A 15,980-nucleotide genomic window follows, 5' to 3' on the forward strand; every position below is an offset into this window, starting at 1 on the left:
GAATTACGCAACAAAGCCCTCTTTATTATTAGGAGCGTCAACTTTAGGAATTGACGCTGTCCCGATCGAAGGGTTTGATTCAAAAATCTTAGACGATGAGTTTGCTCTAAAAAATAAAGGCTTCAAGAGTTCAGTTATTGTCTCACTAGGAACTCGGTCGCAAAAAGATTTCAATGCCCTTCTTCCTAAATCTAGACATGCTGAGAGTTACTTGTTTAGCGAAGTATAGACCAAACAATGGCTCTTACTCAGTCAGAGCCTTTTTCTAAAGCTTGATTTACCTTTTCTAATTGACTGCGGCACTTTTCCTGTAAGAAAGAGCGGAAAGCTTTAATGATAGGACGTAATTGCCGCTTGTCCGCATAGACTATATACAATGGTGCAGCCTCTCCTACCCAGTCAGGTAAGACGTTTTTCAGTTTTCCTTCTATGATATCTTGGCTTGCATCTATCAATGACTTGTTTGCAATAGCTCTGCCCTTTAAAGCCATTCTTCTTACGACATCACCATCATTAGCGGAAAGTGTGCCTTTGACTGCAACTATTGAGCTTTCATTACCACGAGTCAGTGACCATTGATTATGAATCACATCAGCGACCATGAAACTAATACAGTTATGCTTTATAAGGTCAGTAGGGTGTGTAATTGTACTATGTGTTGCAATATATTCAGGGGTTGCACACAAGACTCGGACATTGTCTGTGCATAAAGGCACCGCTATCATATTTGAGTCAGGAAGATGTCCATATCGATTGGTTTGCTATAAATATCAACAAGTTGATCGGAAAGTTCAAGTCTGACCGTTGTATTGTCATACAACTGAGTAAATTCATCTATCCACTCCAGTAATAAATTGCGACCAAAATCAGATGGTGCCGAGATATAGATATTACCGGTCAAGTCCCCTCTCGCGTTTGCTATTTCTTCGATACCACCTCTAAGAGTCTCCAACGCAAGATTTACCTTAGCAAGGAACAGCCTACCTTCACCAGTTAAACTTAAGTTTCTAGTCGTGCGAACAAACAAAGAAAATCCTACTTGTCCCTCAAGCCTTTTAATTGAAGCACTAAGCACTAACTGCTGCGGGCGTCATATCCATTTGAATCGCTACTTTAGAGAAGCTACCCAACTTTGCAGTCTCAGCGAACAAGCTTAATTCATTTATCGCTCAACACTTACCAATTTACCTATCATACATACCCCTTTTTATCTCAAAGGATTATGGTTAACTAACTATAGTTAGAACTCTTTACCTGTCTTTGTAGCTGATTCAATAAGCGCTAACGTTGACCTACCCCCAACTATCAGATTTTTTGACAATAATATCGACAATATCCGCAAGTTCTTTCCCTTTCTCTGTCAGGCCATAATATACAGTCACGGGCACTGTCTCTTCTTGCCTTCTCCAAATGAACCCCTCTTTACCAAGCAACTTCAGTCTCTCACTTAGTACTTTACTAGACACGAAAGCCAACTGCTTTTGAATTTGTCCAAAACGTATCTCGTTACTCTGACCTAAGATCCAAACTATGTGGGCAGTCCACTTCGTAGAGATCAAGGCTAGATACTTGTCAGCTCGACAATAACCTTCCGGATGCTTGCCTTGTTCACTCACATTCACCTCCAAAATTATCTATATACACAGCTATAGTTACTTAAAGGTAATTAGTTACTTTTTGGTAGCTAATTTCTTTTAGTAAGTACTGTCTTTATTATGGCTTCAACCAAATACACATACAAGCAGGTGACTCCATGAAGACGTTCTTACTTTTCGTACTAAGCTCAATAACTTTTTATTCTTATGCATCAATGGATTACAAAAAACCGCAGACGCCAGAAGAACTACATCAACTTTTCGCTGAATATTTTTCAGAACAAGATGTGACCGGCCTAGCAACTCTGTTCCATGAAGACGCCATTTTTGTCTTGAATAGTCAGGGGGACTTTGCGAGAGGCCCGAAAGCTATCAAACCTATATTGAAAAGTTACCTTCAAGGTGACGTTAAGATGCTAACCCATAACGTATCAGTCCATGTTAACGAAGATACAGCACTCATAAGATCTGATTGGGAGATAGTTGGCGGTCCCAAAGGAACCGCACTTGAAGTGATGAGGTATATAGATGGAGGTTGGTTATATGTTATTGACAACCCAAATGGATTTTAACTAAGTACAAAACCGTAACTATTTAAGACCATAAAGTATTGACAGTTACAGCTTCGACCTAGAATACGAACATTCTCATTGTTCTAAATTTGATCGCTTTAGATATTAAAGGTCTAAATAATGCAATAGACCTTTATTCCCTCAATAGAACTATCTAAAACTCTCCCATTAAGCGTTTGTACTCCACGTCATCTTCATACATCTTGTGAAATACTTTATATTTCGCGTCATAGAATCGCTTAATCTTTTCAGTTTGTGGCATTACGCTCTTACTGATGCGACTCATGGCATTCATAGCGTCTGGGATATCACTGTAGAAGTCAGCGGCTACAGAGCCGAGCATTGCAGAGCCCAGCAATACGGCTTCGCTTTCTTCAGGCAACAAAATCATACAGCCAGTGGCGTTAGCATGTTCCTGTAAGAAGACACTATTCTTAGTACCACCGCCGCAAGCCATAATGGTATCAATCTCGTATCCCGCTTCGTTCATCACTTCAATGATATGACGTGTACCTAAAGCAATACCTTGTAACGTTGCAAGATATTGCATCGCCATATCATCAATGGTTTTCGACATTTTAAGGCCAGTAATAGTGCCAGTTAAATGAGGATTAGCACGTGGCGAACGGTTACCATGAAAGTAAGGCAACACATGGATATCTTTCGTCAAAAAAGCTATATCTTCTTTGCTACCAGCAAGTTCTAGCAAACGGTTATTAAGCAATTGATAGATGGTTTGACACAATTTATCAGCCTGCTCTTTAGCTCTGTCATAGATTGGATGTGAAGTAATAATGTGGTCAATCAAAGCACCCGTTGCTGACTGCCCACCCTCATTAAGCCAGTAACCAGGTATCATTGCACCGTAGTATGCCCCCCAAACCCCATCGATAAAACGTGCCGTTTTTGATGCCGCCATATGGCAAGAAGAGGTTCCACCAATCAAAGCCAAGCGTTTATTGAAATCCGCTTTTTCACCCGTCATCCCCGCAGCACCTAATACACCTATACCACCAGCGTGTGCATCGATGATTGAGGTACCAACGGCTGTTCCGGCCACCAGGCCCAGATCATCCGCTGCATGAACCGTTAGGCCATCCCCGACAGGCTGACCCATTGGTAAAATACGATCGCCAATTGATTGCGCGTTATCTTCAAGTAAGTCTTCTAAACCTATCAGTTCAAAGAAACTCTTATCCCACTTACTTTCGTGACCAAGGTAAGTCCATTTACATACAGTTGAACAAAGCGATCGACTAGCATCAAAGGTAGCTTTCCAAGTCAGGAAATCTGGTAAGTCAAAGAAATAGCCTGCTTTAGACCATGTATTGGGCATATTTTGTTTTAGCCATAATAACTTTGGTGTTTGCATTTCTGGCGAAATACGGTTGCCAACATATGCCAACACTGGGTGTTCAGTAGTGTTGATGCGGTCTGCTTGCGTGATAGCACGGTGATCCATCCACATCACAATATTTTGTTCACTACGACCTGTTGGGCTAACTGTTAAAGGTTCGCCTTTGTTGTCCAATACAACAAGCGAGCATGTAGCATCAAAACCAATGCCTTTTACTTGAATAGGATCGATATTCGCTTGTGAAACGGCGTCTTTTACTGCCAAACACACACACTGCCAAATGTTTTCTGAAGATTGCTCAACGAAGTCTGCTTGCGGCTTAAACATTTGGGTATCGCGCTTCGCTTCACCGACTTTACGCCCATGAGCATCGAATACACCTGCTCGTGCACTACCACTGCCTACGTCAACACCGATAAAATAAATACTCATATCCTTCCCCGTTAAGCCTTATTTTTTTGTAAGAAGATAAATAGGATCAAGATGCCGCCCCACAGCGCCATAGTGAGATAACTGCTCACTCCCAGTAAATTAAGACCGCTTTCTAACGTTTGCAGTACAATCAGTGCTAAGCCAATACCAATGATACGTCCAAAACCACCATCTGGATTGATGCCACCGAGCACTGAGGCCAAAATCGCAATTAATAGATAAGACTCTCCATAACCAGCTTTCGCTGAGTTGAATTTTGCCATCATTACAATTGCGGCCGCCCAACATAGAATTGAAGAGAGCGCATATACATACAGTGTGGCTTTTTGAGTATTGATGCCTGAGAATCGTGTGGCTTTCTCGTTAGAGCCCATCAAATAAATCGTACGACCAAGACTTGTATGCTCAAGTAAAGCCCACAAACCCATCGCAAAACCGACAAACAAGATAAGTGGCATAGGGATGCCCATTAACGAGCCATTACCTAGAACCAATAGTGCTTCAGGGAATCCTGAAATTACGCTGCCACCTGAGATAAGGACATTAAGGCCATTGATCAACGTCATCATGCCCAAAGTAGCAAGAATTGGAGAGACTCCAACGTAAGCGATTAATGCTCCGTTAAGAAGGCCAATTACTACTGCTGTAATCAGACCACCCGCCAGTGCTAATACCAACATCGCAGAGCTATCTGGTGCTTGGGTTATGATGCTCGCCATAACTAAGCCACATGCATTTGTAGTCGCGATGATCGATAGGTTAATACCACCAGTCAACATACATACGGCCATTGCCAGTGCCAGCAAACCCAATAGCGGCATTTGCGATGACATCGATTGTAAGTTGCCAATTGAGAAAAATGCTTGACCGCTGGTAAAGCCCATCACCACCAAAATACCCACTAAAATAACCAACAAGTAACGAATGTTCTTATCCGTTGGCAGCTTTAAACTATTTAGAACCTGTTCCATTATGCCCCCTGCGCTGCTTGTTTTTTCTCATTAATCGCGGTCATGCTGATACTGCAAACAATAATCAAACCCGTCACAACGGTGTGCCAGTAAGAAGGCACGCTCAATAGCGTTAAGCCGTTTTTCACTACCGCTAGCAAAATCACACCTAAAATCACACCGAATAAGGTTCCTTTGCCTCCCGTCATACTCGTTCCACCAAGTACTACAGCCGCAAGCACAGTAAGCTCAAAACCCATTAAAGAGTTTGGCGCCACCGATTGAGTAATTTGTGTTTGAACTACTGACGCAATACCCGCTAGCGCTCCCATGTAACCATACACAAACAAATTGATGCCAAAGAGGTTTATACCGATACGGCTCGCGGCATCAGCATTTCCACCCACAGCGTATATTTGACGGCCTAAACGCGTTTTCGACATTAAAAACGACGTCAGCGCAATCATGGTAATTAAAGTCAGAATTGGCAGTGACAAGCCATAGTCATAACCATCGCTTCCAGTGAAGCTAAATAACTCAACACCATCCATAAACCAATCAGGGAAACCATATAGCCACTCGCCATTGCTAAAATAAATCAGTAGGCCGAAGAACAGGTTCAACGTGGAAATGGTTATGATGATCGCCGGTACTTTAAGCTTATAAACCAATGTTGCGTTAATCATACCCAATAGCACACCAACCAATGCGGCAATACCAAAGGCAATCATAAAGTTACCACCAATACTTAGAATGTATGTGGCCGCAACATATTGAGCAATCGCTGCCGTGGCGGGAAATGAAATATCAATCCCACCAGCAATAAGTACTACAAATAGACCGCAAGCCATGATGCCAAGTAACGCCGAGCTTACTGACATATCGAAGATATTACCTAACGTAAGAAAATCTTCTGATGTCGCGGTCAGTACCGCTACAATCAGTACGATCATTACGGAGAGATAGAATTCGTGACGCTTACTAAACGAAGCCAATTGGCGCTTAAATTGATTATGCATTGACAGCCTCCATGATTTGTTGCTCTGAGCAATTAGTCGGTTGGAAGTCATGGGTAAAACGTCCCTCTTTCATCACAATCACTCGGTGACTGTTGTAAAACACTTCAGGGATTTCATCACTCACCATAATGATCGCCATACCACTTGCAGCAAGGTCTTTGGCAATGTTGTAGATGGCTTCTTTGTTAGCGACATCAACACCGACTGTCGGTGAGTCAAGAATCAGAACTTCGGGCTCTGCCGCGATCCACTTGGCAATCGATATGCGCTGCGCGTTACCACCAGAAAGGCTAGTGACAGGTAATTTTGGATCTGCAACTTTGATTGATAGTGATGAGATAAGCTTTGCCACTAGCTTATTGGCTTTAAGATGGTCCAGTACACCAGAAGGCTTTTGTAAACGCTTTAATACCGAAGCAGTAATGTTGTCTTGAATCGACTGGTCCATGACTAATCCAGTTGACATGCGGTCTTCTGATACATAACCAATCCCTTGTGCGATCGCATCACGATTGGATCTAAACGACGTCGGTTGACCATTAATTAGGATCTCGCCGCTGTCAGGCTTATTCATTCCAAATAATGCCATGCAAAGCTCGGTACGGCCCGCTCCAAGTAATCCAGTAATGGAGACGATTTCACCAGCACGAACCGACAGCGATACATCATGATATTGACCTTGTTTAGTCAGGTTTTTTACTTCTAGCTTCACATCACCTTGTTGTTGGTATGGCGCTAAAGGCGAAAATTCAAAACGTTGACCTGTCATTAAAAATGCCAACTCGTCGCTATCCACTTCATCGGCTTGATAGGTACCAATGGTACGGCCATCACGGATAACGGTAATGCGATCAGAGATCTCCATCACTTCGTCGAGCTTGTGGCTAACAAATACAACGGTAACACCTTTCGATTTTAGATCCGCAACAACTTCGATCAGGTGATTGACCTCAGTACGAGTTAACGAAGCGGTTGGCTCATCCATGATCATTAACTTGGCGTCAGACGCCATCGCTCGACAAATTGCAACCAATTGACACTCTGCAATCGAAAGTTGCTCTACACGCTTATCCAATGGTAGCTTCACGCCGACTTTCGCCATTGCTTTAATCGCAATCTCTTCGATACGCTTTTGCTGAACTAGTCCCTTTGTCCACTCAACATGATCTTGAATAGCTATGTTTTCTGCGACGGTAAGGTTAGGGAAAAGCGACAAGTCTTGATAAATAACTTGAATGCCATGTTCAATTGATTGTTGCGGATTTAAGCGTGGATATTTTTTACCTTCAAGTAGAATTTCAGCACCTTTTTCCGGCGCATGGACACCCGAAATCACTTTGAACAATGTGCTTTTACCACAGCCATTCTTTCCAGCTAAACAGTGTACTTCGCCTTGGTTGAAGGTTAGGTTAATACCATCCAAGGCTTTCACAGAGCCAAAATGTTTTGACACCTTCTTGAGGGTAATGAAAGGAGTACCAGACATATGAATTTCCATAAATCATGGGGTAGAATTGCACTACCCCGAAGTTATTACTTGTTATCGGTAAACATTAACGAACTAGTCAAAGTTAACGCTTAGAAACCAAGTTGACGTGCGTTTGTTTTATCGACTTCAAGGATCTTATTAAATTTCACTACACGTTTTTCAGTATCGATTTCAGCATCTCCCAAACCTTTAACGTTTACGCCATCTGTTACTGCTTTGCCATCCAGCATTTGTTTTGCAACAGCGACCATCGCGTAGCCAGCGTCGGCAGGGTTCCACAAGTATCCTTTATCAATCTCGCCGCGCATCAAGTAAGGTGCAGCTTGGCTTGGCATTAAGATGCCTACAACACTGATCTTATCTTTAGCTCGTTTCTTCTTAATCGCTTCCCCAGCACCAATGCCACCTAGAGAACCATAAGAAACAATACCTGCCATATCAGGGTGCGCCTTCATCAAGTCGTTGGTCGCTGCGTATGATTGATCGATACTTTCAGCAACAGGCATGCGGCTGGTCACTTCATACATTTCTGGGTAAGTTTGCTTTTGGTAATCTATTGCTAAATTTGCCCAGTTATTATGTAACGGCACAGTAAGTGAACCTACGTAAACAGCATATCCACCTTTCTCACCCATATTTTTTGCAAGCTCATCCATCGTCACTTTCGCATAGGATTGGTTATCAATAGTTTCGATATCCCAATCAGCTCCGTGCCCGTCCGGAGATTCGTGAGTTAAAACGATAATGCCCTTCTCACGTGCCTTCTTGAATACCGGCTCAAGAACCGTTACATCATTTGGCACAACCGTAATTGCATCGACACCTTTAGCAATCAAGTCTTCAATAATTTTTACTTGTTGTGCTGGATCTGGTGTAGAAGGACCAAGTTGGCGTGCGTTAACACCAAAGTCATTTGCTGCTTGTTCAATACCTTTGTTCATTTGGTTAAACCAAGGAATACCAGATACTTTAACGACGTTTACAATTTCATAGTCTTTAGCGTGTACACCTGCAGCAGCAAGAGCAAGAGTTAGTGCAGCAGCTTTTAGTAATACCTTTTTCATGTCCATCAATCCTTTTTATTATGTGTAGGGTTCAATAAAATTGACGAATACATGCTATCTCATAGTTCAATACAAAAATTACCGCTCACAAGTAAACCGTGACACAGGTACAGTAATGTTAATTTTGACGATCGATAATGTTAAATAGTGGTTAAAATCACACATCGAGGTATTTAAGAAACGGAAAAATACGATAATTATAACAACTATGAAACATTGCTATAACCTCGCATTTTCATGTTTTGCCGTGGAGAATGTTAGGTGGAGAGTCAGATTTCAGTGGCTAATATTAATGAGTGTTTTATTGGTAAAAACCAGACAATGGTCACTATGTATGAGGCGGAAATTCAATATTTCTTGTATAGGGACGTAACGATTGCGGGAACAATGTTATTGAGAATTGATAAATACATTTAGGGGGTGTAATTAAATAACGAATAGTAGTTAAGTTCGCATGGCACTCAACATGATTAGAACCTGCGTAACCATTTCTAACTACGTTGAGCGTATTACAAGTTCAAAGTTCGGTAAACTTCTAGTGGAATATAGTTGTCGTTAAAGTGGATTAGTCAGGACGCAATCTGTCACTTTTCAATCAAGGTTTAATCGAATCTGACAGATTACTCTATCTCATTTATGCCCCATTGTTAGTTAGAGTAAATGCTTGTCCAACTGTTGTAGGTCAGTTCATAGCTGGCGATTTATATTCAAAGCTAATTCTTTCTAGGGGTTTCTTTTCCGCACAAACTGTTTCGGCGTCATGCATGCAATCTGCTTACATTCACGCGTCATGTGTGCCTGATCGGCAAAGCCCTGCTCCAGCGCCAGATCCGCCAAAGATATATCTGGTTGCGATCGAAGCTGCTCTAAAGTTTGTTTCACCCGTGCGATACGTTGGTAATGTTTAGGCGTAATCCCTAGCCATTTTTTAAATTTGCGCTCTCTCTGGCGTTGACTGATCGTCCCTATCTGTTGGTGAATAATGTGACCGACATCTTGAGGATCACATTCTGCAATCAGAGCTTGGGTCCAGCGGTATAACGTAGAAATTCTCGCCGTCGGCGAACGTGTTGCTTGCAGAGATGCAAATATCGGCAACGCCGAAGAGGCAAGAGGATGATCGCCCTCAATCCGCAACGACCGCTCTAAGCGTTCACCAAACAACTGATAACCGACTGCCGGATGAAAACGCACACCGGCCATTACTGTGCCAGGCGGTAGACTGACCTGATGCGCCAGCGTGCTGACTGGCAGTAGGATAACCCCTGGTACCTGCCACTCGCCGTCCATATGCACATCATTTGTCAAAATGAACGTCACTCCTGTACCGGCGTCGCTGAGTAATTGCCTACGCACGGTTTGCGCTGTGTCAGGTTCTACGGAAACCGACCAGATTGCCTGAATATGGCCGGCTAACATCCCCTGTGGTTTGAAAATCTCAAAGTCTAAATTCAAACGTATTATCCTATTTAAACTCAACTTAGATAAAAAAATCGTATAAATTTACTTTTCATAGTCTTAAGTAGAAATGTAAGTCGTGAAGTACGGCTTAGGCTAGCCTGAGTTGAGCTATTTAGGCTGGTACACTCCCACCGGTGGCTTAAATGCTTTCACTATTCGGTTCCAACTGTTGATGGCATTAATCGCAATCGTCAGATTGACCATAGCTTTATCTCCAAAGGTATTCAAGGTGAGCTGATAGGTCTCATCATCTACCGGCAGACCAGCCGTCAGTAATTCAGCCCAACCCAACGCAACGTGTTCTGCATCGCTGTAGAACTGCATGTCTTTCCACGCACTAAGCCCCCAGATACGTTCAGGCCTTTCACCCAGTTTAAGTGCATCTTTACTGTGCATGTCGATACAAAAAGCACACTGGTTGATTTGCGAAACACGCAACTTTACGAGTTCCCATATGGTCATATTCATTGTGTCTGACTGGCGAAATTGCTCATGGAAGTACGCTTCCTGAGTATACAGAATGTTTATTGCCTTCGGCGCTATGTCAATGTAGCTGAGTCGTTTTTGCATGGTCTTTCTCCTGGTTTTTTCACATGATAAAAAACGCACTTAGCAATAGATTGAAGATTTTCGACACATGCTTGGCAAAGGTAGCCGTTCGGTTCAGGCTTTTTCTCAGCCACCCTAGGTAAGCAGGCTCAAATTATTATGATAGTGTTACGGAACCCAGTAATAAAAAGCATTTGTCAGAGAGGAATAAAGTCTCATACTGAATAATAAAATCTAATACTGGAAAGGCGGCAATGCCATAAGCTCACTTTCATTCCTAACTCGAAAATGTCCAGTTTTGAGTCACGATGCCAACGGAACGTGTTGTGTACGATTTCATCGTGACTTGTCAGCAAAGTTGTCAGAACAAGTATGAGCTAGTGCAGTTAAAGTGTGTGAGTTATACGTTGCATTTGCACTCCCATGCAACTAAACCACAACCTTAAGGCTCTTTTTACCACTCATCGACAAGCTTCCCTTTGCAGCTTCTTCGATATGGTCACTCCACCACGTCATGAGAACTTTACGACGTTCAAGGTAATCAGTGCGGTTGTATGCGCTTCTTACCTTATCCCTATCCACATGAGAAAGTGCAGCTTCAATAATGTCTGGATCAAAGTTCTGTTCATTTAGAGTGGTACTGGCTAATGCGCGTAAACCATGAGACGTTTGCCTGCCCTTCATGCCCATTCTTACTAATGCCTTATTTGCTGTCTCTTTGTTGATGTGATTTTTGTTACTTTTGTCAGCAGGGAAAAGGTATTCACTATCACCGGTGATGAAATCAATGGTTTCCAATAGATCTAGAGTTTGTTTTGTTAAAGGAACAGTATGCACTCTTCCCTTTTTCATTCGTTCAGCAGGAATGACCCAAAGCATTTTTTCTCTGTCAATTTCATCCCAACGTGCCCCAGCCGTTTCAGCCGGTCTTGTCATGGTATGAAGTTGCCATTCTAGCAAGCAGCGAGTGATGGGTTTAATTGATGCGTAGTTGATTGTTTTGAGAAGCTCTGGAAGCTCATCAGGAGTTAGCGACGCTTGGTTGGTTACCTTAGCAGTCTCAAATGCTTTACCAATGCCAGCAAGCTTGTTATGTTCAATCACACCCGTGTTTACTGCAAAGGTCATTATCTCATTGAGGTTACGACACAAACGCCCTACTGTTTCTAATTTACCTTGATTCGCAATGGGTTTAATTGTTTTTATCGCTTGTGGTGCCGTAATGTCACCAAGGGGGAGCTTACCAAGATCAGGTAGGAGGTACTTCTCAATTCGTTGTTTTAGCTTCTTAGCCGTTTGCTCTTTGACGCTTGTTCTCTTCACTTCAATCCAGTCATCAAATACCGACTGTAACGTATTCGCCAATTCTAACTGTTTTTCTCTGAGAGTCGTATCACGGTGCTCTTTCGGGTCAATACCATCAGCGAGTAGTTCTCTTGCCTCAATCGCTTTGGTTCGAGCTTTAGCAAGCGATACAGATGGGTATTTACCAATACTGAGGTTTGCTCGTTTACGAGTAATTGGACGGTAATAGTTAAAGAGCCACAATTTGGAACCATTGGGCTTTATTCTCAATGCAAGACCATCACCATCGAGCAGGCTATATTCCTTTTCTTTTGGTTTTGCTTGTAAGATCTGAGTCGCTGTTAATGGGGTTGTTTTCCTAGCCATAGTAACATCACCAATCCTTATTTCCTGTAGTGTTACTAACAGTGTTACTTTAAACGGTGGATTTTACAACACATCATGGAATCTCTTAGGACCAATAAATGGCTAAGAGCCTGATAAAACAAGGAATTAAAGGCACAAAAAAGCCCACACTAAGTGGGCTCTTTCGTTTAATGTGGTGCCCGCTACTGGACTCGAACCAGTGACACCTTGCATGTCATGCAAGTACTCTAACCAACTGAGCTAAGCGGGCAATGCTGTGAAACTTATCTAACCGCTTTACTAAGTGGCTAACACTTCAGAACGAGATGGATAATAGCGAGTGAATGGGTAGCGTGCAAGGATAAATTTGCACAAAACTGATCGTTTGCTTTTAAAAACAACAATCAGAATAAATTTTAAACACAAAGCAGATCAATGGCTTGAAGTAGATCACATTTCGCCTCTACTTCAATAGCTACATACATCTGCCTGTTTCGTGTCTTATTTCCCCAGATGAAGCGTTTTGACTCAAGATATTAGTTAGAATCTTCATCCACATCGAACACAACATTGTAGTTCTCGGTGTAAGTACAATTAGGTTGACGACTACATGTAAAGAAGCGTCGGCCTTTATAATCACCTTGGCTTGCCAGCTTGATTATCATCGGGCTACCGCACTTCTTACAGAATCGAACTTCTTTTGATGGTTCAATAAGGTCAATATGAGTCGCCAATAACCTTTTCAAACGACTCACTTGGTAGCTGTGTTTTACCGATGCGCCAATCAAAGGTAACCCTGCTGATTTACACACGTGTATGAGCAGCTTCTCGCGATCTACCTTGCCCTTGTTCAGTTCTTTGCCGTTGTCGAGCTCGATGATGACTCTTGGTTCTAACGTACGCGGGTCACACACCACAAAATCGAAGTAGCTTCGTGCGATTTTATTGTTCGCGATGAACCAGTTTTTCTTGGTATTCGATTTTGCAGGCGTAAGTACGTTTGCCATGTTCACTTTTGCAAACACCACACCATGGTTACCCACTGCGGAGATCAAGGCCGTATAAAAGGTGGCTTGCTGTACGTTGAGCAATGCCCCTTTCTTTTGGTAAGCGTGGTCTTTGGTGTCGTCGTGTTTAAACACATACTTTTGAATAAAGTAAAAAAACACAACAAGAACCACTACAACGATAAAAATATTAGTCATTTTTGAATGCAATCACGTAAATAGGGAGATTAGAAGAGTTTGTAGCCTAAGTAGAAAGCCAGCATGTGGCAAGAAAAAGAAAATCAATTGCTAACAAACATCACGCCCTTTCAAGCCAGCTAGGAAGAAAGTGTCACTTGATGAGTTCGACATAGCTCACCTATTTGATCATTCTAAGAATATTTACACCCTAGATTGATATAGATCAATTTGCATGCATTTGTGATCACTTAGATTGAAAAACGTTAGGCAAATGTTAATAAGGAAATTGATATGACACTAAAACAAGACCCTCGATGCTACACCGACGTTTGTGTTGATGGTAAGTGGTTCCACTACGACCATTGCGGGACGCAAGCCTACATGCTGAAAGGTGGATCTTCTGCAGTGATAGAACTAGCAAAAGAGCCTACAACAGAAGGCGAATTAGTAGAAATGCTGCAAGGCATCGCAAAGTAAGTTAATACGTTCATCTATCACTGATGCCAAAATTACCGCTTAGAAGTCATTCTTATCTAACCACGATCAGAATGGCTTTTTATTCCCTAGTTACCGACTAACTTTCAGCAATGACCACACGGTCTCTACCCGATTCTTTAGCTTGATATAAAGCATCGTCTGCGGCCTTGAGATGCTTCTTATAGGTTCCGCTATTAACTTGCTCTTGAGCTATATTGATAGTGGCACCAATGGAGCAAGTAAGCTTCAACGTTCCAGTATGAGTATCAATAGGATGCTGAGCGATGGCTAGCCTGATGGTTTCCAGTTGTTGTTCCGGATCCTGAAAGCCTGAAAGTAGCAGAACGAACTCTTCCCCACCCCAACGAGCGACGACATCGTTTTTAGACAACTGTTGTTGGATACGCTTAGCCACTTCCACCAGCACTTGGTCACCAACATCATGCCCGTAGGTATCATTCACTTGCTTAAAGAAGTCGAGGTCTAGAATCGCCAAACTCACTCCAAATTGAGTGTGATCGAATGACATAGGTTGAGTGAGTAACTGCTCAAGATAACGTCTATTGAACAAGCCTGTGAGCTCACAAGTCGTTGATTGTGTTAACAAGGCTTTGTTCTTGTATTGAATTGAACGCAGTCGAATCATCAGTAAAAATGCGCTAATACCTACCATGATGATCAGTGCGACAACGATTCGATTCCTAAGCTGCTGCTTTTGCAGTAACAACTCATTTAAATCTTTTTCAGTGTTGAGTAATTCGTTTTCTTTTGCGAGTGTCGCAGTCGCAAAGTCTTGCTCTAAAAGGAAGATGTCACTCTGACGCTTGTCAAAAAGCAGCGCTTTATTGTCTTTATAGTAAAGCTTGTAATAATGTAATGCCTTATCAAGGTCGCCCTTTGACTCGTAATATTGAGCCAACCGCTTTAGACCGAGTACCTTCCAGCTTCGGCTGCCCACCACTTCAAAGCTGTCGAACGCGTGTTGAAAATCTGTCAGGGTATCATCGTCCTGATTCAGTCCAATTTTCGCTAACGCTCGGTTGAGATAGCACTGCCCATGTTGAAGTGTGTATTTCTCAACGCCAGGATAGCGAATGCACTGATTCGTTACATTTAATGCTGATTGAAAGTCCCCTTCCGCGAGTAATACATCGCTGTATGTTCTAAGCAATAAAACCTTGTATCGAGCACTCACTCGCTCACTATTAAGCTGCTGCGCTTTGTTATAGGCAATACGACCTTTATCGAGTTCACCACTGCTTAAATAGGTAAACGCTTCATTAATGTAGAGGATGCCAATGGCTTCATCTTCAAGTAAACCGCTTTGATAATAGAGCTTTTTGGCCTTCTCAATAATCTTGAGTGCTTTTGGCCAATCTTCCAAATAGATGTAAAGCAACGCCATGTTAGACATCAGTTTGCTGTTATAAATATGTTTGGGGTACTTTTTACCAAGTTGTATCCCTTGATGGAAAAAGTACTGAGCATCTTGTAGGTCGTTGCGAACATTATTGATGGCGCCCGCCGTGTTATAGGCTTTGACCAACAGTTCTTCATATCTAATGGATTCTGCAATATCGATTGCGGCGCGAATTTGAACTTCAGAGGCTGCGAGCTCCCCTTCTTTCAAATACTCGATAGATAATTCAACAAGCGACTGGGCTTTCAACCACAACAAATCTTCATGGTCAGCCAGTTCTTCAAGCTGCTGAACGTATTTCATGACGGCTTCGGTATCTTGCTGATGATGGGCGACATTTGACAGAATCATCAAACGGTAAGCTTGGTAAATAGCGGAAGTTTTTGCAGGTGAAGTGTCTGCAAGCTTTTGTTTTGCAAGAAGTGGATCACCGCGAGATAGCTCAAGCAGTTTGATTAACTGGAGCCCATATGCGGACTTAGCCAGTTCGTTTTCTGGAGTGTAAGCAGCAGTGTTCGTTGATTGCGTATGACTTAGGTCGTCGTCCCGCAATGGGTACAACAAATAAAGCCCGAGTACGGCACTCATTGTCACAACGAGTAGAAAGGATCCTAAAACGTTGTTTTTATTCATGTATCAAGGCCGTTCCAAATTGAATTCTCATATCACTGCTGTTTATCTATATTAGAAATGTATTATACCCGAGCCCTAGACAGATTAAAATGTTGCCAGCTCGACGAGGCTTTGTTGCGTAATTC

Annotated in this window: 13 protein-coding genes, 1 tRNA gene and 2 pseudogenes; 3 read left to right on the top strand and 13 right to left on the bottom strand. The window is 42.4% G+C overall.

Annotated features, from left to right (window positions below):
* Nucleotides 1–229, top strand: a pseudogene (locus BCT49_RS25990) (NAD(P)H nitroreductase); the annotation flags it as partial.
* Between the two features lie 19 nt (nt 230–248).
* On the opposite strand, the pseudogene BCT49_RS14900 reads toward BCT49_RS25990, so the two are convergent.
* Together BCT49_RS14900 and BCT49_RS14905 are read right to left on the bottom strand one after the other, a co-directional pair.
* A pseudogene (locus BCT49_RS14900) lies at nt 249–1,166 on the bottom strand (LysR family transcriptional regulator).
* 126 nt (nt 1,167–1,292) lie between these two features.
* Nucleotides 1,293–1,616 carry a winged helix-turn-helix transcriptional regulator gene (locus BCT49_RS14905; protein ID WP_102300096.1) on the bottom strand — a complete coding sequence of 108 codons (324 nt, stop codon included), beginning with the start codon at nt 1,614–1,616 and terminating at the stop codon, nt 1,293–1,295.
* Nucleotides 1,617–1,753: 137 nt separating this feature from the next.
* Between BCT49_RS14905 and BCT49_RS14910 the strand changes: the two genes are divergently transcribed.
* Complete coding sequence (locus BCT49_RS14910; RefSeq protein WP_102436235.1) at nt 1,754–2,167, top strand: YybH family protein; 414 nt, start codon at nt 1,754–1,756, stop codon at nt 2,165–2,167.
* A 154-nt stretch (nt 2,168–2,321) separates the two neighbouring features.
* Here the strand turns inward: BCT49_RS14910 and BCT49_RS14915 are convergent, their stop codons facing one another.
* From BCT49_RS14915 to BCT49_RS14960, 10 genes are all read right to left on the bottom strand, one after another.
* The gene (locus BCT49_RS14915; RefSeq protein ID WP_102436237.1) at nt 2,322–3,956 is read right to left on the bottom strand and encodes an FGGY-family carbohydrate kinase; all 1,635 of its coding nucleotides are present in this window, start codon (nt 3,954–3,956) and stop codon (nt 2,322–2,324) included.
* 11 nt (nt 3,957–3,967) lie between these two features.
* Nucleotides 3,968–4,927, bottom strand: coding sequence for an ABC transporter permease (locus BCT49_RS14920; protein WP_102436239.1), 960 nt, complete (start codon nt 4,925–4,927; stop codon nt 3,968–3,970).
* Nucleotides 4,927–5,925, bottom strand: a complete 999-nt coding sequence (locus BCT49_RS14925) for an ABC transporter permease (protein ID WP_102436241.1) — start codon at nt 5,923–5,925, stop codon at nt 4,927–4,929. The genes BCT49_RS14920 and BCT49_RS14925 overlap by 1 nt, the downstream gene beginning before the upstream one ends.
* The gene (locus BCT49_RS14930) at nt 5,918–7,411 is read right to left on the bottom strand and encodes a sugar ABC transporter ATP-binding protein (protein ID WP_102436243.1); all 1,494 of its coding nucleotides are present in this window, start codon (nt 7,409–7,411) and stop codon (nt 5,918–5,920) included. Before BCT49_RS14930 ends, BCT49_RS14925 begins: the two co-directional genes overlap by 8 nt.
* A 92-nt stretch (nt 7,412–7,503) precedes the next feature.
* Nucleotides 7,504–8,478, bottom strand: coding sequence for an autoinducer 2 ABC transporter substrate-binding protein (locus BCT49_RS14935; protein WP_016790618.1), 975 nt, complete (start codon nt 8,476–8,478; stop codon nt 7,504–7,506).
* Nucleotides 8,479–9,201: 723 nt separating this feature from the next.
* A complete protein-coding gene (locus BCT49_RS14940; RefSeq protein ID WP_102436245.1) occupies nt 9,202–9,933 on the bottom strand; it encodes an AraC family transcriptional regulator in 732 nt (243 codons plus the stop codon).
* A gap of 114 nt (nt 9,934–10,047) precedes the next feature.
* Nucleotides 10,048–10,509 carry a carboxymuconolactone decarboxylase family protein gene (locus tag BCT49_RS14945; RefSeq protein WP_016800459.1) on the bottom strand — a complete coding sequence of 154 codons (462 nt, stop codon included), beginning with the start codon at nt 10,507–10,509 and terminating at the stop codon, nt 10,048–10,050.
* A gap of 408 nt (nt 10,510–10,917) precedes the next feature.
* Nucleotides 10,918–12,159: an integrase domain-containing protein gene (locus BCT49_RS14950; RefSeq protein WP_102436247.1), complete on the bottom strand. Its 1,242-nt coding sequence runs from the start codon at nt 12,157–12,159 to the stop codon at nt 10,918–10,920.
* Nucleotides 12,160–12,332: 173 nt separating this feature from the next.
* Nucleotides 12,333–12,409 (bottom strand) — tRNA-Val (locus tag BCT49_RS14955).
* 265 nt (nt 12,410–12,674) lie between these two features.
* Complete coding sequence (locus tag BCT49_RS14960) at nt 12,675–13,343, bottom strand: DUF2726 domain-containing protein (protein WP_065112408.1); 669 nt, start codon at nt 13,341–13,343, stop codon at nt 12,675–12,677.
* A gap of 273 nt (nt 13,344–13,616) precedes the next feature.
* Between BCT49_RS14960 and BCT49_RS14965 the strand changes: the two genes are divergently transcribed.
* Entirely contained in the window at nt 13,617–13,802 is a 186-nt protein-coding gene (locus BCT49_RS14965) for a hypothetical protein (protein WP_102436249.1), read from the top strand.
* 97 nt (nt 13,803–13,899) lie between these two features.
* Here BCT49_RS14965 and BCT49_RS14970 read toward each other — a convergent pair whose 3' ends face one another.
* Entirely contained in the window at nt 13,900–15,855 is a 1,956-nt protein-coding gene (locus BCT49_RS14970) for a tetratricopeptide repeat-containing diguanylate cyclase (RefSeq protein ID WP_102436251.1), read from the bottom strand.
* Nucleotides 15,856–15,980: the final 125 nt, after the last annotated feature.

This window comes from Vibrio lentus, assembly GCF_002875945.1.
GTDB lineage: Bacteria > Pseudomonadota > Gammaproteobacteria > Enterobacterales > Vibrionaceae > Vibrio > Vibrio apostichopi.

Coding starts and splice junctions, on each gene's coding strand:
- BCT49_RS14920 (WP_102436239.1), bottom strand. CDS start 4,927: ATGGAACAGGTTCTAAATAGTTTAAAGCTGCCAACGGATAAGAACATT.
- BCT49_RS14925 (WP_102436241.1), bottom strand. CDS start 5,925: ATGCATAATCAATTTAAGCGCCAATTGGCTTCGTTTAGTAAGCGTCAC.
- BCT49_RS14965 (WP_102436249.1), top strand. CDS start 13,617: ATGACACTAAAACAAGACCCTCGATGCTACACCGACGTTTGTGTTGAT.
- BCT49_RS14950 (WP_102436247.1), bottom strand. CDS start 12,159: ATGGCTAGGAAAACAACCCCATTAACAGCGACTCAGATCTTACAAGCA.
- BCT49_RS14945 (WP_016800459.1), bottom strand. CDS start 10,509: ATGCAAAAACGACTCAGCTACATTGACATAGCGCCGAAGGCAATAAAC.
- BCT49_RS14930 (WP_102436243.1), bottom strand. CDS start 7,411: ATGTCTGGTACTCCTTTCATTACCCTCAAGAAGGTGTCAAAACATTTT.
- BCT49_RS14960 (WP_065112408.1), bottom strand. CDS start 13,343: ATGACTAATATTTTTATCGTTGTAGTGGTTCTTGTTGTGTTTTTTTAC.
- BCT49_RS14935 (WP_016790618.1), bottom strand. CDS start 8,478: ATGAAAAAGGTATTACTAAAAGCTGCTGCACTAACTCTTGCTCTTGCT.
- BCT49_RS14970 (WP_102436251.1), bottom strand. CDS start 15,855: ATGAATAAAAACAACGTTTTAGGATCCTTTCTACTCGTTGTGACAATG.
- BCT49_RS14910 (WP_102436235.1), top strand. CDS start 1,754: ATGAAGACGTTCTTACTTTTCGTACTAAGCTCAATAACTTTTTATTCT.
- BCT49_RS14915 (WP_102436237.1), bottom strand. CDS start 3,956: ATGAGTATTTATTTTATCGGTGTTGACGTAGGCAGTGGTAGTGCACGA.